At 62.9% G+C, this 18,583-nt stretch carries 16 protein-coding genes; 9 read left to right on the top strand and 7 right to left on the bottom strand.

Annotated elements, in window-relative coordinates; all coding sequences use genetic code 11:
• Window positions 1–11: 11 nt before the first annotated feature.
• The 6 genes from RLCC275e_RS18090 to RLCC275e_RS18065 all read left to right on the top strand — a co-directional run bounded on the left by RLCC275e_RS18090 (window position 12) and on the right by RLCC275e_RS18065 (window position 8,479).
• On the top strand, window positions 12–1,721 hold the full coding sequence (locus tag RLCC275e_RS18090) for a methyl-accepting chemotaxis protein (protein WP_130712110.1): 1,710 nt from the start codon (window positions 12–14) through the stop codon (window positions 1,719–1,721).
• Between the two features lie 296 nt (window positions 1,722–2,017).
• The gene (locus tag RLCC275e_RS18085) at window positions 2,018–3,940 is read left to right on the top strand and encodes a HAMP domain-containing methyl-accepting chemotaxis protein (protein ID WP_003552625.1); all 1,923 of its coding nucleotides are present in this window, start codon (window positions 2,018–2,020) and stop codon (window positions 3,938–3,940) included.
• 195 nt (window positions 3,941–4,135) lie between these two features.
• Entirely contained in the window at window positions 4,136–5,953 is a 1,818-nt protein-coding gene (locus tag RLCC275e_RS18080) for a methyl-accepting chemotaxis protein (protein ID WP_033179711.1), read from the top strand.
• Entirely contained in the window at window positions 5,950–6,432 is a 483-nt protein-coding gene (locus RLCC275e_RS18075) for a chemotaxis protein CheW (RefSeq protein WP_003552622.1), read from the top strand. The genes RLCC275e_RS18080 and RLCC275e_RS18075 overlap by 4 nt, the downstream gene beginning before the upstream one ends.
• A gap of 30 nt (window positions 6,433–6,462) precedes the next feature.
• On the top strand, window positions 6,463–7,320 hold the full coding sequence (locus RLCC275e_RS18070; protein ID WP_003552620.1) for a CheR family methyltransferase: 858 nt from the start codon (window positions 6,463–6,465) through the stop codon (window positions 7,318–7,320).
• A 61-nt stretch (window positions 7,321–7,381) separates the two neighbouring features.
• On the top strand, window positions 7,382–8,479 hold the full coding sequence (locus RLCC275e_RS18065) for a protein-glutamate methylesterase/protein-glutamine glutaminase (protein ID WP_033179712.1): 1,098 nt from the start codon (window positions 7,382–7,384) through the stop codon (window positions 8,477–8,479).
• 81 nt (window positions 8,480–8,560) lie between these two features.
• Here RLCC275e_RS18065 and RLCC275e_RS18060 read toward each other — a convergent pair whose 3' ends face one another.
• Both RLCC275e_RS18060 and RLCC275e_RS18055 read right to left on the bottom strand, forming a co-directional pair.
• The gene (locus RLCC275e_RS18060; protein WP_003552616.1) at window positions 8,561–9,301 is read right to left on the bottom strand and encodes a 3-oxoacyl-ACP reductase family protein; all 741 of its coding nucleotides are present in this window, start codon (window positions 9,299–9,301) and stop codon (window positions 8,561–8,563) included.
• A 74-nt stretch (window positions 9,302–9,375) separates the two neighbouring features.
• Window positions 9,376–9,954, bottom strand: a complete 579-nt coding sequence (locus tag RLCC275e_RS18055; RefSeq protein ID WP_033179713.1) for a TetR/AcrR family transcriptional regulator — start codon at window positions 9,952–9,954, stop codon at window positions 9,376–9,378.
• 218 nt (window positions 9,955–10,172) lie between these two features.
• Here RLCC275e_RS18055 and RLCC275e_RS18050 point away from each other — a divergent pair, with 218 nt between their 5' ends.
• The 3 genes from RLCC275e_RS18050 to RLCC275e_RS18040 all read left to right on the top strand — a co-directional run bounded on the left by RLCC275e_RS18050 (window position 10,173) and on the right by RLCC275e_RS18040 (window position 13,226).
• Complete coding sequence (locus tag RLCC275e_RS18050) at window positions 10,173–10,973, top strand: inositol monophosphatase family protein (protein WP_033179714.1); 801 nt, start codon at window positions 10,173–10,175, stop codon at window positions 10,971–10,973.
• 111 nt (window positions 10,974–11,084) lie between these two features.
• Window positions 11,085–12,191 carry a MotA/TolQ/ExbB proton channel family protein gene (locus RLCC275e_RS18045; RefSeq protein WP_003552609.1) on the top strand — a complete coding sequence of 369 codons (1,107 nt, stop codon included), beginning with the start codon at window positions 11,085–11,087 and terminating at the stop codon, window positions 12,189–12,191.
• A 3-nt stretch (window positions 12,192–12,194) separates the two neighbouring features.
• Window positions 12,195–13,226 (top strand): peptidoglycan -binding protein, encoded by a 1,032-nt coding sequence (locus RLCC275e_RS18040; protein WP_003552607.1) that lies wholly within the window; start codon window positions 12,195–12,197, stop codon window positions 13,224–13,226.
• An 18-nt stretch (window positions 13,227–13,244) separates the two neighbouring features.
• On the opposite strand, the gene RLCC275e_RS18035 is transcribed toward RLCC275e_RS18040, so the two are convergent.
• The 5 genes from RLCC275e_RS18035 to RLCC275e_RS18015 all read right to left on the bottom strand — a co-directional run bounded on the left by RLCC275e_RS18035 (window position 13,245) and on the right by RLCC275e_RS18015 (window position 18,492).
• The gene (locus RLCC275e_RS18035; RefSeq protein WP_003552605.1) at window positions 13,245–14,477 is read right to left on the bottom strand and encodes an RNA polymerase sigma factor; all 1,233 of its coding nucleotides are present in this window, start codon (window positions 14,475–14,477) and stop codon (window positions 13,245–13,247) included.
• Window positions 14,478–14,484: 7 nt separating this feature from the next.
• The gene (locus RLCC275e_RS18030) at window positions 14,485–14,823 is read right to left on the bottom strand and encodes a YciI family protein (RefSeq protein ID WP_003552603.1); all 339 of its coding nucleotides are present in this window, start codon (window positions 14,821–14,823) and stop codon (window positions 14,485–14,487) included.
• A gap of 270 nt (window positions 14,824–15,093) precedes the next feature.
• Window positions 15,094–15,282 (bottom strand): YegP family protein, encoded by a 189-nt coding sequence (locus RLCC275e_RS18025; protein ID WP_003552601.1) that lies wholly within the window; start codon window positions 15,280–15,282, stop codon window positions 15,094–15,096.
• A 272-nt stretch (window positions 15,283–15,554) separates the two neighbouring features.
• Window positions 15,555–16,547: a Bug family tripartite tricarboxylate transporter substrate binding protein gene (locus RLCC275e_RS18020; RefSeq protein WP_003552599.1), complete on the bottom strand. Its 993-nt coding sequence runs from the start codon at window positions 16,545–16,547 to the stop codon at window positions 15,555–15,557.
• Between the two features lie 142 nt (window positions 16,548–16,689).
• The gene (locus tag RLCC275e_RS18015; protein WP_033179715.1) at window positions 16,690–18,492 is read right to left on the bottom strand and encodes an ABC transporter transmembrane domain-containing protein; all 1,803 of its coding nucleotides are present in this window, start codon (window positions 18,490–18,492) and stop codon (window positions 16,690–16,692) included.
• Window positions 18,493–18,583: the final 91 nt, after the last annotated feature.

The raw sequence follows: 18,583 nt of genomic DNA, 5'->3' as shown, positions 1-18,583 counted from the left end.
GGGTTAGACCGATGCGATTGACAATCAAGACAAAACTGGTGACCGCGTTCACCTTCATCATTCTCATGCTGATGGGCACCGCTGCCTACGGCATCTTCAGCCTTGGATCGCTGAACGACACGATTGGCAATCTCCTCGCCGGTCCGGCAGCCCGCCTCGACCTCGCCCAGCAAATCAACATTGCCCAGCTCGAGGCTATCCGCCAGCAGAAGAACCTGCTCACCGCCCGCACTGCCGACGAAATGGCGGGTGCGATCACGAAAGGCAATCAGGCCCGCAAGGAGTTCATCGATGCCTTCGGTCAGGTGCTGGCGCTGGCAACGGAAGAAGGCAAGGCGCGCTGGGCGCGCATCGCCGAACTTTCGAAGACCTTCAATGCGGCTGACGATCAGATCCGCGACTATGTGAAGGCCGGCAATGCCGAAGGCGCAAATACCATCTCCGTGACGGCGGCGCGGGCCGCTGCCAACGACATCGACGCGACGCTTAGCGAAATCCTGGCACTTGAAAAGCAGCGCATGAAGGCTGCCGACGATAGCGCCGACGCGCAGTATGCGACCACACGCACGATGATGATGGCGGTGGCTGCCGTTGCCCTGTTGGTTGCGGCCATTACTGCCTTCTGGATCGCCAGCACGATCAGCAAAGGCCTCAGCCGGGCCAACACTGTGGTTCGCGAAGTGTCGGAAGGTGATCTGACGAAGATGGCTGATATCACCAGCCATGACGAAATCGGCGAACTTCTGGGCAATGTCAATAGCATGATCGAACGTCTGCGTGGCGTCGTTGCCGACGCACTGTCGGCCGCCGACAACGTCTCTTCGGGCAGCCAGGAACTGTCCTCGAGCTCCGAGCAGGTATCGCAGGGCGCCACCGAACAGGCGGCTTCGGCCGAAGAGGCTTCCGCCTCGATGGAGCAGATGGCCGCCAATATCAAGCAGAACGCCGATAACGCCGCCCAGACCGAAAAGATCGCCCGTCAGTCGGCCAAGGATGCGGAAGTCAGCGGTGAAGCCGTCTCCCGTGCTGTCGACGCCATGCGCACGATCGCCCAGAAGATCGGCATCGTCCAGGAAATCGCCCGCCAGACCGATCTGCTGGCTTTGAACGCCGCCGTCGAAGCTGCTCGTGCAGGGGAACATGGCAAGGGATTTGCGGTGGTCGCCTCGGAGGTGCGCAAGCTTGCCGAACGCAGCCAGTCGGCGGCTGCCGAAATCAGCTCGATGTCGAGCGATACCGTCAAGGCTGCCGCCGATGCCGGCGATATGCTCGGCCGGCTGGTGCCCGATATCCGCAAGACGGCGGAACTGGTCTCCGAGATCAGTGCGGCCTGCCGCGAACAGGATATCGGCGCCTCGCAGATCAATGAAGCGATCCAGCAGCTCGACAAGGTGACGCAGCAGAATGCCGGCGCCTCCGAGCAGATGTCGGCAACCTCAGAGGAGCTCGCCTCCCAGGCAGAGGAACTGCAGACGTCAATCGCCTTCTTCAAGGTCGATACGGCAGGCAGCGCACGGTCCGGCGCCCACAAAGCGCAGCCAAAGGCTTCGACCAAGGTGCTCAAGGCCCCGGCCGCTGGCCGCAAGCCCGGCCCGCAGGCTTACAGCCAAGGCCGCGGCCAGACGGTTTCGGCTCAGCAGCAGCGTCTCAAGGGCTTTGCTCTCGATATGTCGATGGGTGGTCCAGACGCCAGCGACGACGATTTCAGGGAGAGCGCATAGGCGCGCTCCCCTGGGGAAAGCGCATAAGCGCTCCTTCAGGAAGAGGCCAAGCTCTCCCGGGGAAAGCGCTTGAGCGCCTTCGCCTCAAACTGGTCCCTCGGGCTGCTCCGGCGGCCCGAGGGGGGAATATCCCCCAACGCATGTAGGCGTTGGCGCTGCGATCGATAGATGTCCGGCTGCCGGGAAGTGAATGTAGTCGCTTTCCCCCTTTTCAGACACATCACTTTCAAGCTCGACGTCCCGCTGACGGGACGTGTCTCTATCCATTCGTTTTGACCGCAAATAGGGGGTATCACATGCGATTCACCATCAAGCTCAAACTGGGTCTCGCCTTCGGCATCATGACGCTGCTGCTGATCGGCATCGCGGTTTATGGAAGCCTGAGCCTCGGCACCTTGAACGAGGCGAGCGGCAAGATGATCGATGGCTCTGTGCGCCGCCTGGAACTGGCGCTGAACGCCAATATTGCCGAAGTCAACGCCATCCGCGCTCAGAAGAACGCTCTGCTTTCCACCGATCCTGACGCGGCTGCCGGCTTCTACAAGGAAGCCGACCAGAACCTGCAGGTCATGTTCGATGCCGTCGATGCCGGCCTTGCGATCGCCTTGCCGGAAGGCAAGCCCCATTGGGAGAAGCTGCGGACGGTCGGCGGGAAATTCCGTGAAAAATCCGCCGAGCTGCAGCAGCTTGACGCCAAGGGCGACAAGGCCGGCGCGCTGGCGCTTTCACTCGGCGACCTCCGGGCGATGACCGGCGACATGGGCGATGCGATCTCCGCGCTTACCGAGATCCAGCGCAAGGGCATGCAGGCGACCAACCAATCGAACACCAATCTCTACACCTCAACGAAGCTGATCCTCACCACTGCTTCCGGCATCGCCGTGCTCATCGCGCTCGGTGCTGCGCTCTGGATCACGCTTGGAATCAACAATGGCTTGAGGAAGATCACGGCCGTCGCAAATGCGGTCGCAATCGGCGATCTCAACCAGAAGGTCGATGTCAAGACCAATGACGAGATCAAGGATCTCATCAATACGGTCAATACGATGACTGCCAATCTGCGTGCCACGGCAGCACTTGCCGATCAGATCGCCATAGGTGACCTCAGCACCGATGCCAAGCCGCTTTCGGACAAGGATGCGCTCGGCATCGCGATGCAGAGCATGATCTCCAACCTGCGGACCACCGCCGGCATCGCTGATCAGATCGCAAACGGCGACCTGACGGTGTCTCCAAAGCCGCTCTCCGACAAGGATGCGCTGGGCATCGCGCTCGAACAGATGGTCGAACGGCTGCGTGGCGTCGTTGCTGATGCGATCTCCGCCGCCGAGAACGTCTCTTCCGGCAGCCAGGAACTTTCGGCAAGCTCCGAGCAGGTATCGCAGGGCGCCACCGAACAGGCGGCTTCGGCCGAAGAGGCTTCCGCCTCGATGGAAGAGATGGCGGCCAACATCAAGCAGAACGCCGATAACGCCGCCCAGACCGAAAAGATCGCCCGTCAGTCGGCCAAGGATGCGGAAGTCAGCGGTGAAGCCGTCTCCCGTGCTGTCGACGCCATGCGCACGATCGCCCAGAAGATCGGCATCGTCCAGGAAATCGCCCGCCAGACCGATCTGCTGGCTTTGAACGCCGCCGTCGAAGCTGCTCGTGCAGGGGAACATGGCAAGGGATTTGCGGTGGTCGCCTCGGAGGTGCGCAAGCTTGCCGAACGCAGCCAGTCGGCGGCTGCCGAAATCAGCGCCATGTCGACCGATACCGTGACGGCCGCCCAGGAAGCGGGGGAAATGCTCGGCCGGCTCGTGCCGGATATCCGCAAGACGGCGGAACTGGTTTCCGAGATCAGCGCGGCCTGCCGCGAACAGGATATCGGGGCTTCGCAGATCAACGAAGCGATCCAGCAACTCGACAAGGTGACGCAACAGAATGCCGGCGCCTCTGAGCAGATGTCGGCGACCTCCGAGGAACTCGCCTCCCAGGCCGAAGAGCTGCAGACGTCGATCGCCTTCTTCAAGGTCGATATGGCAGGCGGGCGCCGCGAGCGCGCGCCGGCTGTAAAACTCACCGCCCGCGGTCGGGCTCCGGCCGCACCGCGCAAACCGGTCGGCAAGGCGCCGGCCAATACGGTCGCGGGCCAGCAGGCCCGCGTGAAGGGCTTTGCCCTCGACCTGTCGATGGGCGGGCCGGATACGGCTGATGATGATTTCCGCGAAAGCGCGTAACCGCTATCCCGGGGGAGGCGGATAAAGCTTTGGGGTGCAAAAACTGGGGCCGCGGTGGACAGCGGCTCCTCGATTGAACCGGTGCATGGACGCACCTGGTCATGCCGGCTTGCCGGTGACGCATGAAGCGTTTTTACGACGGCACGATGTGCGATTTGGCGGGATATCCGCTGCGGTACCAACGGGGACTTGGAAATGCGCTTCACAATCAAACTCAAACTGAGCCTGGTGTTCGGTTTCATCGTTCTCCTGACCTGCGCCATGGCCGGTCTTTCGATTTACAATCTCTCGTCGCTGAACAGCGACATCTCGGTCATGGTTGCCGGTCCGGTCGCCAATCTGCGCGATTCCGGCGATCTCTCCGATGCCGTGATGCGCTCCATCCGCGCCGAGAAGGATGCGATCATCAATACTGACGCTAGCAAGATCACCGGCTATGTCGACGAGATTTCGCAGCAGCGCGAGCTCATCACGACGCTCCAGGGGCGGCTCGCCGCTTCCGACGATCCGGAGATCAAGTCCGGCATGACACAATTCGGCGAACTCTACGGCAAGTGGACGGCGCTGCAGGATCATGTCGCCGACCTTGCCAGGCAGAACACCACCGAATCCAACGCCCAGGCCGGCGTCATTTCGATGGGCGAAGGCCAGCAGGTGACGACTCAACTGCTCGGCATCCTGACCAAACTGAACGATACGGTGACCGGCAACGTCGCCGAAACGGATGCAGCCACGAATGAGCAGTATGCCCAGTCGCGCAATCTTCTTATCATGATGACGATCGGCCTGATCATCCTCTCATCGGCAGCCGCGATCTGGATCCTGCTCAACATCTCGCGCGGCCTGAAGCGTGCCGTCAATCTTGCTGATGCCGTCAGCATTGGCGACCTCGAACAGAACATCGAGCACAAAAGCAATGACGAAATCCGTGATCTCGTTCATTCGATGAGCCGGATGACGGCGAATCTTCGCAGCACCGCGACGATTGCCAACCAGATCGCGAATGGCGACCTGACGGTGTCCCCGAAACCGCTGTCGGAGAAGGATACGCTCGGTATTGCGCTCGAACAGATGGTCGAGCGCCTTCGCGGCGTCGTCGCCGATGCGGTCGCGGCCGCAGAAAATGTTTCGGCCGGCAGCCAGGAACTGTCCTCGAGCTCCGAGCAGGTATCGCAGGGCGCCACCGAACAGGCGGCTTCGGCCGAAGAGGCTTCCGCCTCGATGGAAGAGATGGCGGCCAACATCAAGCAGAATGCCGATAACGCCGCCCAGACCGAGAAGATTGCCCGTCAGTCGGCCAAGGACGCGGAAGCCAGTGGTGACGCGGTGACGCGCGCCGTACAGGCGATGCGGACCATTGCCGAGAAGATCGGCATCGTCCAGGAAATCGCCCGCCAGACTGACCTTCTCGCCCTCAACGCCGCCGTCGAAGCGGCGCGCGCCGGCGAGCACGGCAAAGGGTTTGCGGTCGTCGCCTCGGAAGTGCGCAAGCTTGCCGAACGCAGCCAGTCGGCGGCTGCCGAAATCAGCTCTATGTCGGGCGATACGGTCAAGGCCGCTCAGGAAGCCGGTGACATGCTTGGCCGGCTGGTGCCCGATATTCGCAAGACGGCGGAACTGGTCTCCGAGATCAGCGCGGCCTGCCGCGAACAGGATGTCGGCGCTTCGCAGATCAACGAAGCGATCCAGCAGCTCGACAAGGTGACGCAGCAGAATGCCGGCGCCTCCGAGCAGATGTCGGCAACCTCGGAAGAGCTCGCGACCCAAGCGGAAGAATTGCAGGCCTCGATCGCATTCTTTAAGGTCGATACTGCAGGCAACCGCCAGTCCCGCACGCCGGCCGCCAGGATGACGGTTCGCAGCCCGGCTCTCGCCGCCGGCCGCAAGTCTACGCCCAAGAAGCCCGCCGCCAACAGCGTCGCCGGCCAGCAGGCGCGGGCGAAAGGCTTCGCTCTCGATCTCTCCATGGGTGGTCCCGATGATGGGGACGCCGAATTCAAGGAAAGCGCATGATCATGGCCACGACATCCCTGGAAGCGCAATTCGTGACCTTCAGCCTCGGCGATGAGATCTTCGCCGTGCCGGTGGAGGTGGTACGGGAAATCCTCGACTATGCGGAAGCTTTCAAGATTCCGAATGGTCCCGATTATCTGCTCGGCCTGCGCGACGTGCGCGGGCAGGGCGTGCCGACGATCGATCTTCGCCTGAAGCTCGGCATGACGAAGACCGTGCCGACGCCGCACACGCGGGTGCTCGTCCTCGACGTGCCGATGGAAAACCGGCTCCTCACCCTCGGCCTCGTCGCCGACCGCGTCTTCGAGGTCACGCCATTCCGGCGCGAGCAGATCGAGGCGGCGCCCGATATCGGCGTGCGCTGGCGCTCGGACTATATCGCCGGCGTCGTTCGCCGTGAAAACGGCTTCGTCGTCATCATCGACCTTGCACGCTTGCTGTCGCGCGAGGACGCCTCGGCACTGCAATCAGCGGCCTGACCCGCGCATCAACTCGGAGTACTGCATTCTATGAGTATGGCAGCAGCGGTGGAAACCCAATTGCCGGGTGACCGGATCAGCAAGCGCAATTTCGACAAGCTTGCCCGGTTCATCTACGACTATAGCGGCATCAAGATGCCGCCGACCAAGCTGACGATGCTCGAAGGACGGTTGAGGCGCCGCCTTCGCGCAACCAACCATGCGACCTTCGACGATTATTGCGATTTCCTGTTCAATCATGACGGCCTCGACCAGGAAACCGTCTACCTGATCGACGTGGTGACGACGAATAAGACCGACTTCTTCCGCGAAGCCAAGCATTTCGACTATCTGCAGACGGTAGCGCTGCCAGCGATCGCCAATAGCGGCGTTCGCACTATCCGCACCTGGAGTTCGGCCTGCTCGACGGGAGCGGAACCCTACACGATGGCGATGGTGCTGGCGGAATTCGCCGAAGGCCGCAACGACGTCTCCTACAGCGTTCTGGCGACCGACCTTTCCACCGATGTGCTGCAGACGGCGCGCCGGGGCATCTACCCGGAAGATTTGATTGCGCCTGTGCCGCGCGATCTGCAGCGCAAATACGTGCTGACAGCCAAGCAGCCGGGTCGGCGGGAGGTGCGTATTACGCCGAAACTGCGCAGCAAGATCGGTTTTGCCCGCATGAACCTGATGGACGAGAAATACGCGATCGGCGAGTTGATGAACGTCGTCTTCTGCCGCAACGTGCTAATCTACTTCGACAAGCAGACTCAGGCTGGGGTTCTCAACCGCCTCTGTGCCTGCCTGGCGAAGGGCGGCTACATGTTCATCGGCCATTCCGAATCGATCACCGGCTTCGATCTGCCGTTGAAGCAGGTCTCGAATACGGTGTTTCAGCGTATCTAAAGCGCATCGCGTCATCCCAAAACCGCTGCGCGCTTCTGGACGGCATGCATTAGGGGCACTCATGGCCAAGAAAATTCGCGTTCTCATCATCGACGATTCCGCCAGCATCCGCCAGACGCTGACCCATGTGCTGGAGCAGGATCCCGATATCGAGATCATGGCGGTCGCATCCGACCCCTTCATGGCAGCGCGGAAGCTGCAGGATGAGATCCCCGATGTCATCACGCTCGATGTGGAAATGCCGCGCATGGACGGCATCACCTTCCTGCGCAAGCTGATGTCGCAACGGCCGATCCCCGTCGTGATGTGCTCGTCGCTGACGGAGGCGGGATCGGAAACGCTGCTCCAGGCGCTGGAGGCCGGCGCCGTCGACGTCATCCTGAAATCGAAGATCGGGGCTGCCGACAGCCTTTCCGACGATGCAATGCGTATTCGCGAAGTCGTCAAGAGCGCCGCGCAGGCGCGGCTTTCCAATGTGCGCCGCGCCGCTGGAACCATCCGCTCCGCCTCAATGGAGGGGCCGGCCAAGAAGCTGACTGCGGATGCGATGCTGCCGCCGCCGACGGGGCGGGCCATGGCCAAGACGACCGAGATGGTCGTCTGCGTCGGCGCCTCCACCGGCGGCACCGAAGCGCTGCGCGAGTTCCTGGAGGAATTGCCGGCCAATGCGCCTGGCATGGTGATCGTCCAGCATATGCCGGAGAAATTCACTGCCGCCTTTGCCAAGCGGCTGAACGGGCTTTGCGAGGTCGAGGTCAAGGAAGCCGTCGATGGCGATCCGGTGCTGCGCGGCCATGTGCTGATCGCACCAGGCGACAAGCACATGCTGCTCGAGCGCCAGGGTGCGCGCTACTATGTCAGCGTCAAGACCGGGCCACTGGTGTCGCGACACCGGCCTTCCGTCGACGTACTCTTCCGCTCGGCGGCGCGCTCGGCCGGCTCGAACGCCATGGGCATCATCATGACCGGCATGGGCGACGACGGCGCGCGCGGCATGCTGGAAATGCATCAGGCCGGCGCCTACACGGTGGCGCAGGACGAGGCGAGTTCAGTCGTTTTCGGCATGCCGAAGGAGGCGATCGCCAAAGGCGGCGTCGACCGTATCCTGCCGCTCGATCAGATCGCTCGCGAAGTTTTGATAACGCAGCAGAAGTTTTAAATCGGTTTCAACGGACGGGCTGAGGCCGGCGGTATCGCAGGATGCCGCCGGCTTTTGATCATAGCCGTGCAGGTTCTGTATTCAGGCGAGATAACCGCCGTCGATCGTCAGGCTGGCGCCGGTGACGAAGGCGGCCTCGGCACTGGCGAGATAGGCGGCGAGGCCGGCAATCTCGCGGTCCTCACCCAAGCGGCCAAGCGCCATCAGTGGCTTGAGGCGCTCATGATCGTCTTCATTGGAGTTCATGTCGGTCGCCGTCGGGCCGGGCTGGATGTTGTTGACGGTGATGCCGCGTGGGCCGAGATCGCGGGCGAGGCCGCGGGTCATCGAGGCGATTGCGCCCTTCGTCATGCTGTAGACTGCGGAGGTCGGAAAGCCGCTGCGATCGGCGGTGACGCTGCCGATGGTGATGATGCGGCCGCCTTCCTTCATATGTCTTGCCGCTGCCTGGATACCGACGAAGGCAGCGCGGACGTTGACGGCGAACATCCGGTCGAAATCTTCGAGCGAATAGTCGTCGAGCGGGTTGAGGATGAGAATGCCGGCATTGCTGACGAGAATGTCGAGACCGCCAAAGGTCCCGGCTGTCAACGCGACGGCATCCTGTACGGCCTTCGCATCGGCGCTGTCGGCCCGGATCGCCAGCGCCCTGCCGCCAAGAGCCTCCAATTCGGCGATGATCGCCTTCGCCTTGTGCTCGGAGCTGGAATAGGTGAAGGCGACGGCGGCGCCATCAGCAGCGAGCCTTCGGACGATAGCGGCACCGATGCCGCGCGCGCCGCCGGTAACGAGGGCGATCTTGGTGGAAAGGGATTGAGACATGCAGGTTTCCTTTTTTTCTGGATTGATCAGTCTAGAATTGCCCATGAAAGGGCCGGTTCGGAGTTGTCCCCTCGTCAGCGGAGGCTTCTGATTGCCATGTGTGCGATACCCCGGAGCGTCGCGGGTGGGGCGCCGTTCCGGGCGCTGACTTTCATGCCTGACAGCGCAGCGCCGAGAAACGGAATGGCGTCGGCGATATCGATATCTGCTGCGAGATCTCCGGTCCTGCGAGCCTCCCTGAGAAGGCTCTCGATCGCCGCGTGAAGCGCGTGGCCGGCGCTGTCGGTCAGGGCTGCGACCTCGGCATCGGTGCGGCCGAATTCACAGATGGCGCTGACACCGAGGCAGCCGCGCCGGGCCTCGGCAGCGGGACGCGAGGCGAAGGCGACAAGAGCGCCTTCCAGCGCCTCGATCGGCCGGCCTTCGCCGCGAAGATCGGCGATGATCTTGTCGATGCTCTCTACATTGTAGCGCTTCAGCGCTTCCAGATAGAGACCGCGCTTGTCGCCGAAGGTGTCGTACATGCTTTGCCGGCTGATCTTCATCGCCGTCAGCAATTCTTCGGTCGAGGTGCCTTCATAGCCGTGCTCGGTAAATACGCCGATGGCGGCATGAAGGGCGGTGTCGCGATCGAATTCCTTGTGTCGTGCCATGACCAGGCTTCTACTCTTATTGGACTAATCTGTCCAGAATAAAATTGATGGTTTCCGGCGCCGCAGGGCAGCCATGCGCGCCTGCCCTTGAAATTTCCCTGATTTTGTGGTCTTGAGGCCGCCAATCTTCGCAGCGCTGCCTGTCATGCATGTTCAGGGACACTTCCCGCCCCTGGCAGCGCGCGCGCCCCGTATCAGTCCCAAGGAAAAATGCGCCGATGGCCCGTTCAGCTCTTCTCAATGTCATGGTTCAGGCTGCCCTCAAGGCAGGAAAGTCGCTGGGACGTGATTTCGGCGAAGTGCAGAACCTGCAGGTTTCCGTGAAAGGACCGGGCGACTTCGTTTCCACCGCCGACCGCAAGGCCGAAAAGATCGTCAGGGAAGAGTTGCTCAAGGCGCGTCCGACCTATGGCTTCCTCGGCGAGGAAAGCGAGGAAATCAAGGGCACCGACGGCGCGCATCGCTGGATCGTCGACCCGCTCGACGGTACGACGAACTTTTTGCACGGCATCCCAGCCTTCGCTGTCTCGATCGCGCTCGAACGCAATGGCGAGATCGTTGCCGCCGTTGTTTTCAATCCGGCAACCGACGAACTTTATACCGCCGAGCGCGGCGGCGGCGCCTTCCTCAATGACCGGCGCCTGCGCGTCGCTGCGCGCCGGGCGCTGTCGGATTGCGTCATCGGCTGTGGCGTACCGGCGCTCGGCAAGCGCAATCACGGCAAGTTCCTGGTCGAGCTTCGCCACGTAATGGGCGAAGTGGCGGGCATCCGCCGCTTGGGCTCGCCGACGCTTGATCTCGCCTATGTCGCGGCAGGGCGCTTCGACGGTTTCTGGGAAGCGGAGCTTGCGCCCTGGGACGTGGCGGCCGGCATCCTGCTCATCCGCGAAGCCGGCGGCTTCGCCACCGACTGGGACGGCGGCGCCACGATGCTGGAGAGCGGCACGATCGTCGCCGGCAACGAGATCATCCACAAGGCGCTGATCGAAGTCGTCAAGCGGCCGGTTCCCGCCAAGTGACCGAACGAAAATCTGGCTGTTGTAAAGTCACGGTTTTCGCCCCGGCATACTTCAATTCGGCACAATGTTGCTCTAGTCTCCGCCAGCAATGACTCCGGAGGCAGCGACCCTATGGAAAATGTGAATGTGGCGGAGATCGGCTCCACCGAAAAGACGGCTGGCACTTATGCCAACAGGCTTTCGAGTCCCATGCCCTTCCTCTGGACGATGCTGCTTTTCCTCGTCATCGTCGGCTTTATCGCCGCCATCCTCTTCCGCCAGACGCAGACCGCCTTCATGCACAATCCGGGCCTCAACGGCCTGATCGTCGGTGTTCTTGGCGTCGGAATCATCCTTGTTTTCAACCATGTACTGGCGCTTCGCCCCGAGGTACGCTGGTTTAATTCCTTCCGCGCCGCCGGCAGCGTCGACAAGGTCAACCGCAATCCGCGGCTGCTTGCGCCAATGCGGGCGCTGCTCGGCAGTCGCAAGTCCTCAGCGTCGCTGTCGACGACGGCGCTGCGCTCGATCCTCGATTCGATTGCCAGCCGCCTCGACGAATCGCGCGATGTTTCACGCTACCTGATCGGCCTCTTGGTCTTCCTCGGCCTGCTCGGCACCTTCTGGGGCCTCATCGGCACGATTGGTTCGATAAGCATTGTCATCCAGTCGCTCGATGCCGGCTCGAACGGCACCGGGGACGTGCTCTCGGCGCTGAAGGAAGGGCTTTCCACGCCGCTTTCGGGCATGGGCCAGGCCTTCTCCTCCTCGCTGCTCGGCCTTTCCGGTTCGCTCATTCTCGGCTTCCTCGACCTCCAGGCCGGCCGCGCGCAAAACCGCTTCTATATGGAGCTGGAAAACTGGCTCTCCTCGGTCACAGATGTCGGCTCCGATCATCTTGCCCCGGCTCTCGAGGCCGTTTCCGGTGCTTCGTCGGACGATATGCGCGCGCTCTCCGACTATCTGCGCAAGGTCTCTGAAGAGGGTGGTGCCGGCAGCCAGCGCTCCGTCGCCGCCATGGCGAGCCTTGCCGAAGGCATTCAAGGTCTCGTCAAGAACATGCGCAACGAGCAGCAGATGCTGCGCGACTGGATCGAGGCACAGCAGGATGAGGCGAAGGCGATGCGCCGCACGCTCGATCGGCTTGCCGAACGCATCGGCGTGCAGGAGCGCGCAGGCGAGAGGGGCGAGCGTTTGCGCGACCGCGTCAGCCAGGCAGAAAAGAGCGAGGGCAAGTAAGCCATGGCTCTAGCCCGCAACCGACGCCGCGAACGCACGGTCGATTATTGGCCGGGCTTCGTCGACGCGCTGTCGACGTTGCTCATCTCCATTATGTTCCTGCTGACAGTCTTCGTCGTCGGGCAGTTCATACTCAGCCGTGAGATCACCGGACGCGATGAGGTGCTCAGCCGTCTTAACAGTCAGATCAACGAGCTGACGCAGCTTCTTGCGCTTGAAAAGGGCAGCAACCAGGATCTCCAGGATTCGGTCGCCAATCTGCAGGCCTCGCTTGCTAGCGCCGAAGGCGACCGGTCGCGGCTGCAAGCGCTGCTGAATGCCGGTTCGGGCGGTCAGGATGCGGCGCAGAAGCGGATCGGCTCGATGACACAGGAGCTCGACGAGCAGAAGCAGGTGAGCGAACGAGCGCTCAGCCAGGTCGAACTGCTAAACCAGCAGATCGCAGCGCTTCGCAGCCAGATTGCCGCCGTCGAAGCAGCCCTTCAGGCGTCGGAGGATAAAGACCGGGTCTCTCAGACCAAGATCGCCGACCTCGGCAGCCGCCTCAACGTGGCGCTCGCTGCCCGTGTCCAGGAGCTGAACCGTTACCGTTCCGACTTCTTCGGCCGTCTGCGTGAGATCCTCTCGGACCGCGAGAATATCCGCATCGTCGGCGACCGGTTCGTCTTCCAGTCGGAAGTGCTGTTTCCCTCGGGCGGCGCCGATCTCAACCCGGAAGGGCAGACCGAGATGGCGAAGCTTGGCGCGGCCCTTCTCGATCTCGCCAAGGAAATTCCGCCGGAGATAAATTGGGTGCTGCGCGTCGACGGCCATACGGATAATGTGCCGCTCGCCGGAACGGGCCGCTATCGCGACAATTGGGAGCTCTCCTCGGCGCGCGCGATTTCGGTCGTCAAGTTCCTGATCGCACAAGGCGTGCCGGCCGACCGGCTGGTTGCTGCCGGCTTCGGCGAGTTCCAGCCGATTGCGCCGGGGGAAACGCCGGATGCGCGATCTACCAACCGCCGCATCGAGCTGAAGCTGACCGAGAAATGATCAGCTGGACATTCCCTGCTACATGCCCTTCAGGCGGCCCGCGAGAAAATCGCGCACGGCGGGGCTGTCGCTGAGGCCGATCGCCGTCATATAGGCATCGGCTGCCGCGGTATCATCGCCGGCCCGGGTCAGCAGAAAGGCACGCACCGCCCAGTAGGGCTGGTAGCTTGCTATGTCGCGCGGATCGAGCTTGTCGAGCCCCTCCAGGCCGGCAGCGGCGCTCAAGGCCCGGCCGATCACCGCAGCTTGGCTGACGCGTGCACCCAGCGTCGGCTTCATCATTACCAGCGCCGCGTAGAGTGTCGTCAGCGCCTGCCAGTCGGTCGTTCCCGACAGCCGGCGCGCTGCATGCACGGACTGGATCGCCGCCTGGCACTGGAAGGGGCCGAAACGGTCGAAGCTGCCGGCCTTGCGCAGCAGCGCATCCGCCTCTGCAATCATGATAGCGTTCCACGCGGCCGTATCCTGCTCGTCCAGCGGCACATATCGGCCGCTACCGTCGCGCCGGGCGCTGCGGCGGGCTTCGCAGTGAAGCATCAAGGAGAGCAGCCCGACCGCTTCCGGCTCGTCCGGCAGCACCGCCAGAAGCGCGCGGCCGAGCCAGATCGCCTCGCCAGCAAGCGAATGGCGTTCGTTCTCTCCGTCGAGACCGTCCCAGCCAAGACCGTAAGCTGCGTAGATCGCCGAAAGCACCGCCGCCAACCGCCCGGGCAAGGCGGGACGGGGCGGAACGACGAAGGGAATGCCGGCATCGCGGATCTTCAGCTTGGCCCGCACCAGCCGCTGGCTCATCGCCTCGGGTGAAACGACGAACGATCGGGCGATGGTCTTTGCTTCGATGCCGAGAACGGTCTGCAGCATCAGCGCTGTATGCACGGAGCTGTCGATGGCGGGATGGGTGCAGGCGAAGAGCAGCTTCAGCCGCTCATCGGGAAAGACGGCGCTGCCGGCCGCGTTCATGCGTTCCTCAGCCTCCTCGAAGGCGACCGATATCGTCGTTTGCGCATTGGCCTCGACGGTGCGGTGGCGGGCCGCCTGCATGAGGTTGCGGCGGGCAGCCACCAGCAGCCAGGCTTCCGGATTGCCGGGAACGCCGCGTTCCGGCCAGACGCGAAGAGCCGAAGCCAACGCTTCCGACAATGCATCCTCTGCCGCCGGCACGTCGCGCGAGCGGGCGGCGAGGAAGGCGATCAGCTTGCCGTAGGACTGACGCGCCACCTTTTCGGCAGCGCGTCCGGCATCGGGCGGCATTGCCGCCTCACATCTGCAGGCGCGGGCGCACCTCGACCGAACCCTTGTCGGAGATCGGAACGCGGGTCGCCCATTCGAGCGCGGTGTCCATATCGGGAACGTCGATCAAATAAAAGCCGCCGAGCTGTTCCTTGCCTTCCGGGTAGGGACCGTCCTGAACATCATGGTCCTCGCCTTTGCGGCGCACGATCGTGCCAGTCTCCGGGCCTGTCAGCCCGGCGCCGCCAGTCATGATCCCGGCCTGGGCGAGCGCCTGGCTGTAGGCGACCCAGCCGTCACGATAGGTGGGATCGTCGCGGCGGGCGAAATCCTCGGCGGCTTCGCGGATGATGAGAGCATATTGCATGGAAAACTCCTGATCTCGTTGCTGACGTTGATCCGGGCCCCCGATGTCGGGGATCGATATCCCGAAAACCGTGCAGCCCGGCGGGGCGGCGCGGCCGTCCCGAAACAATGAGGCGCGGCCACCGGTCGTTTCGACATGGCTTTCAAAAAATATGCGAAAAAGAAAAATGGCGCCCGAAATCGCAAGCAAGCCGGCCGAGCTCAGGGGCGCCGGCGCTGCTTACGGGCGCGAAAGGGCAGGGCGGCAATCACGCCGCCGCTGCCGGTCTGCTCAGGATTCGGCCTTCGTCTGGTCGACGATTTCGGCGCTTGGCGTGTTCTTCTTTATGGATTCGATGGCACTCATGGCGGACGCCTTCGCCTTGTAGCCCTCTGACGAGAACATGGCTTCCCCGTTCGATGCTTTGAAGCGGAAGCGGAACTCGCCGGCCTTATCCTTATAGACTTCGAATTTATACATAGATGTCTCCCGAAATCCCAAAACGCTGAATTGCAACCATCAGCTTAGCGGAGGCTAGATCAAAATGGCGAGCTTTTCCACTGCCTTAATCAGGATTGGGTTGCTTAGCGTCCAATTGTCACCGTTTCCATTGGACGCAAGCGAATGAGGGCGCCAGCGCCTATGCCCGAGAACAGGATGATTTCAGGCCGGGTCGGGCTAAAATCTGAATCCTGTCCTCATTTAAAGAATAGAGCATGATGTCATCCGAAAACCGCTTACACTTTTCGGCATCACTCCATCTGGATGTTGGCGCCCTTGACGACCGGTCCCCATTTGGCGAGTTCGGCCTTCACGTGGGTGGCGAGTTCTTCCGGCGTCGAGCCGACGATGGTGGCGCTGAATTCCTTCATGCGTTCAGCGACGGCTGGGTCGGCGAGCGCCTTTTTAGCCGAGGCGTTGAGGCGCATCACCACTTCGTTCGGCGTCTTGGCCGGGGCGAAAAGCGCGTTCCAGGTATAGGTCTCGTAACCTGGAATGCCTGACTCGGCGACGGTCGGTACGTCGGGGAAGGACGGCGCACGCTCGGCCGTGGTCACCGCCAGCGCCCGCAGAGTGCCGGCCTTGATGTGGCTCGACGAGGAGGGCAGGTTGTCGAACATGATCGGCACCTGGTTGCCGATGACGTCGTTCAATGCCGGACCGGCGCCCTTATAGGGGATGTGCTGCATGCTGACGCCGGCCATGGACTTGAAGAGTTCGCCGGAAAGATGCAACGGCGTGCCGTTTCCCGACGAGGCGTAGCTGTATTTGTCGGGCTCGGCCTTCAGCAGCGCGACCAGCTCCTGCACGGTCTTTGCCGGCAGTTCCGGATTGACGACCAGCACATTCGGCACGACGACGAGCAGCGAGATCGGTGCGAAATCCTTTTCTGCATCATATGGCGTCGATTTCAGGATCAGCGGATTGAGGGCGTGGGTCGCGACCGTGCCCATCAGGATGGTGTAGCCATCCGGTTCGGCGCGGGCGACGTTACCGGCGCCGAGATTGCCGCCGGCGCCGGCGACGTTCTGGACGATCACTTGTTGGCCGAGATCCTCCGACATCTTCTGTGCGATGATGCGGGCGACGACATCGGTCGAGCCGCCGGCCGCGAAGGGCACGACCATGGTGATCGTACGATCGGGAAAATCCGCAGCCGCGGCAGACGCGCCGACGGCAAGGGCCGCAAGCACAGCGAAACCGAGCGCAAGGCCCGTGCGTCGCGTCATATCGGAAAGCGCCATTCCTATCTCCTCCCAAGGATTTCAGCAGCAATATCCCCACCCCGGGGAATGAAGAGGTTAGGGCAGGACGCGCGAAAGACAACCGCAGAGAGGCGTGGCGGGTTCAGACTTTAGTCGCTGTTGGCGGGAAAGTGCGCGCCGGCTATTTCGCGGCGTCGAGCACATCCTCATTGGCGGCGTCGAATTGCAGCCGCGCCAGCCGCGCATAGATGCCGCCGTGACGGATCAGGCTCTGATGCGTGCCCTCTTCGACGACCCGGCCCTGATCCATGACGAGAATGCGGTCGGCCTTCAGCACGGTTGCCAGGCGATGGGCGATGACGAGCGTCGTGCGGCCGTCCACCAGGCCGTCGAGCGCCTTCTGCACCAGCGTCTCGCTTTCGGCGTCAAGCGCCGAGGTCGCCTCGTCGAGCAGCAGCACCGGGGCGTTCTTCAGGATGGCGCGGGCGATGGCGATGCGCTGGCGCTGGCCGCCGGAGAGCGTGATGCCGCGTTCGCCGACCTCGGTCTCGTAGCCCTGGTCCAGCCGGGCGATGAATTCGTCGGCCTGCGCGGCAAGGGCTGCGGCGCGGACTTCGTCACGCGAGGCGCCGGGACGGCCGAAGGCGATGTTGTCATGGATCGAGGCGGCAAAGATGGTGACATCCTGCGGCACGATGGCGATGCGCTGGCGCAGCTCGTCGGGCGTCGTCAGCTGCGCGTCGACACCATCGATCTTCACGCTGCCCTGCTGCGGATCGTAGAAGCGCAGCAGCAGCGAAAAGACGGTGCTCTTGCCGGCACCGGAAGGACCGACGATGGCGACGGTCTCACCTGGCGTGATCGCGAAGCTTAAGCCATGCAGCGCCGATTTGCCGGGGCGCGAAGGATACGCAAAATGCACGCCTGAGAATTCGACGCGGCCGCGGCTGGGCGACGGAAGCGGCTCAGGGCTGGCGGGGGCTGTGATCGGCGAAACCTCGTCGAGAAGCTCGGTCAGCCGGTCTGCGGCGCCGGCTGCCTGCGAAATTTCGCCCCAGACCTCCGACAGTGCGCCCAGCGAACCGGCGGAGATGACGGCATAGAGCAGAAACTGGCCGAGCGTGCCGGCCGAAAGCGTGCCGGCAAGCACGCTATGGGCGCCGACCCAGAGCACGGCGACGACACTGCCGAAGATCAGCGTGATGGCGATCCCGGTCAGCAGCGCGCGCGAGCGAATGGCGGCGCGGGCAGCCTCATAGGCGGATTCGACGGCGGTGCCGTAACGCGTTGCCGCGGCGTCTTCGCCGTTGAAGGCCTGGACGGTGCGGGTCGCGGCGATCGTCTCGTTGGCGAAGGCAGAGGCATCGGCGAGCGTATCCTGGGCGGCGCGTGAGCGTTTGCGCACCGAGCGGCCGAAGGCGACGAGCGGGAAGACGATCAGCGGGATCGCTCCAATGACGAGGCTCGAAAGCTTCGGCGAGGTGACGATCATCATGCCCATGGCGCCGATACAGAGGATGAGGTTCCTCAGCGCCACCGAGGCGGTGGCGCCGACGGCGGACTTGATCTGCGTCGTATCGGCGGTCAGCCGCGAGACGATCTCTCCGGACTGGTTGACGTCGAAGAAGGAGGGCGACAGCCGCGTCACATGGGCAAAGACGTCACGGCGAAGATCGGCGACAATGCGCTCGCCGATGGTGATGACGAAATAATAGCGCAGCGCGCTGGCGACCGCGAGCACGATGGCCATGACCATCAGCATGGCGAAGTAGCTGTTGATGAAGCGGCCGTCCGACTGGGTGAAGCCGTGATCGATCATGCGGCGCACGGCGAGCGGCAGCGCCAGCGAGGTGATGGCGGCAAGCGCCAGCGACATCAGCGCACCGGCCACCAGGCCGCGGTAACGCATGACATAGGGTGTCAGCCTGCCGAGCGGTCGCAGCGATCGCTTCTTGTTTTCCTCAGCCCGTGCCTGCTCTGCCAAATCGTCTCCGATCGCCCGCAGGACCCGCGCAATGCGGCCTGTTGGCTCTTGTTATCTAGGCGTCCTTCATGTATAGGCACCGCATCCTAAT

Origin of the sequence: Rhizobium brockwellii, from assembly GCF_000769405.2 — a bacterium.
Classification (GTDB): Bacteria; Pseudomonadota; Alphaproteobacteria; order Rhizobiales; family Rhizobiaceae; genus Rhizobium; species Rhizobium brockwellii.
Note: the sequence above shows the minus strand (reverse complement) of the source record. Positions and strands in the feature narration are given on the sequence as shown.

Excerpts from the sequence above, each read along its gene's own strand:
- RLCC275e_RS18090 (WP_130712110.1), top strand. The coding sequence starts at position 12 with ATGCGATTGACAATCAAGACAAAACTGGTGACCGCGTTCACCTTCATC.
- RLCC275e_RS18085 (WP_003552625.1), top strand. The coding sequence starts at position 2,018 with ATGCGATTCACCATCAAGCTCAAACTGGGTCTCGCCTTCGGCATCATG.
- RLCC275e_RS18080 (WP_033179711.1), top strand. The coding sequence starts at position 4,136 with ATGCGCTTCACAATCAAACTCAAACTGAGCCTGGTGTTCGGTTTCATC.
- RLCC275e_RS18075 (WP_003552622.1), top strand. The coding sequence starts at position 5,950 with ATGATCATGGCCACGACATCCCTGGAAGCGCAATTCGTGACCTTCAGC.
- RLCC275e_RS18070 (WP_003552620.1), top strand. The coding sequence starts at position 6,463 with ATGAGTATGGCAGCAGCGGTGGAAACCCAATTGCCGGGTGACCGGATC.
- RLCC275e_RS18065 (WP_033179712.1), top strand. The coding sequence starts at position 7,382 with ATGGCCAAGAAAATTCGCGTTCTCATCATCGACGATTCCGCCAGCATC.
- RLCC275e_RS18060 (WP_003552616.1), bottom strand. The coding sequence starts at position 9,301 with ATGTCTCAATCCCTTTCCACCAAGATCGCCCTCGTTACCGGCGGCGCG.
- RLCC275e_RS18055 (WP_033179713.1), bottom strand. The coding sequence starts at position 9,954 with ATGGCACGACACAAGGAATTCGATCGCGACACCGCCCTTCATGCCGCC.
- RLCC275e_RS18050 (WP_033179714.1), top strand. The coding sequence starts at position 10,173 with ATGGCCCGTTCAGCTCTTCTCAATGTCATGGTTCAGGCTGCCCTCAAG.
- RLCC275e_RS18045 (WP_003552609.1), top strand. The coding sequence starts at position 11,085 with ATGGAAAATGTGAATGTGGCGGAGATCGGCTCCACCGAAAAGACGGCT.
- RLCC275e_RS18040 (WP_003552607.1), top strand. The coding sequence starts at position 12,195 with ATGGCTCTAGCCCGCAACCGACGCCGCGAACGCACGGTCGATTATTGG.
- RLCC275e_RS18035 (WP_003552605.1), bottom strand. The coding sequence starts at position 14,477 with ATGCCGCCCGATGCCGGACGCGCTGCCGAAAAGGTGGCGCGTCAGTCC.
- RLCC275e_RS18030 (WP_003552603.1), bottom strand. The coding sequence starts at position 14,823 with ATGCAATATGCTCTCATCATCCGCGAAGCCGCCGAGGATTTCGCCCGC.
- RLCC275e_RS18025 (WP_003552601.1), bottom strand. The coding sequence starts at position 15,282 with ATGTATAAATTCGAAGTCTATAAGGATAAGGCCGGCGAGTTCCGCTTC.
- RLCC275e_RS18020 (WP_003552599.1), bottom strand. The coding sequence starts at position 16,547 with ATGGCGCTTTCCGATATGACGCGACGCACGGGCCTTGCGCTCGGTTTC.